Source organism: Leucobacter celer subsp. astrifaciens, assembly GCF_001273835.1.
Classification (GTDB): domain Bacteria; phylum Actinomycetota; class Actinomycetes; order Actinomycetales; family Microbacteriaceae; genus Leucobacter; species Leucobacter celer.
The window spans coordinates 1-410 of sequence record NZ_JHEI01000191.1; the positions used below are offsets into that span (position 1 = coordinate 1).

The following is a 410-nucleotide window of genomic DNA, read 5'->3' on the forward strand; positions in this document are numbered from 1 at the left end:
GCCAGAACGGGTTGGGTGCTCGGAAGTCGAGCCAGGGGTCCCAGTTCGGGTCGCGGGCCGTTTCGACGGCGAGCCAGATCGCCCAGATGCCGATGTGGGTGACGTAGGCGGTGAGCGGCATGGAGCCGACCGCTCGCAGGGGCAGGGCGATCCAGCGCAGGGGAGTGAGACACAGCAGCACTGCCGCGCTTGTCACCGCGAGCGCGAAACCTCCCGAGCCGAGCGCCTCGCCGATGCCCGACGAGTGCGGGGCATCTTGCCACACGGCGAACCACCATTCGGGGGTGCCGAGCGCCGCGTGCTCGATCTCGTCGGGGCCCGCGGCGGCGCGCACCGCTGAGCCGATCACGCCGTATCCGACGACGGCGAGCACGATGCCCGCGCCGAGCAGCGCCCACGCGTAGCGCACC

Annotated in this window: 1 pseudogene; it reads right to left on the reverse strand. The window is 72.0% G+C overall.

From position 1 onward, the window contains the following. Positions 1-410, reverse strand: a pseudogene (locus tag AMS65_RS19885) (acyltransferase); the annotation flags it as partial.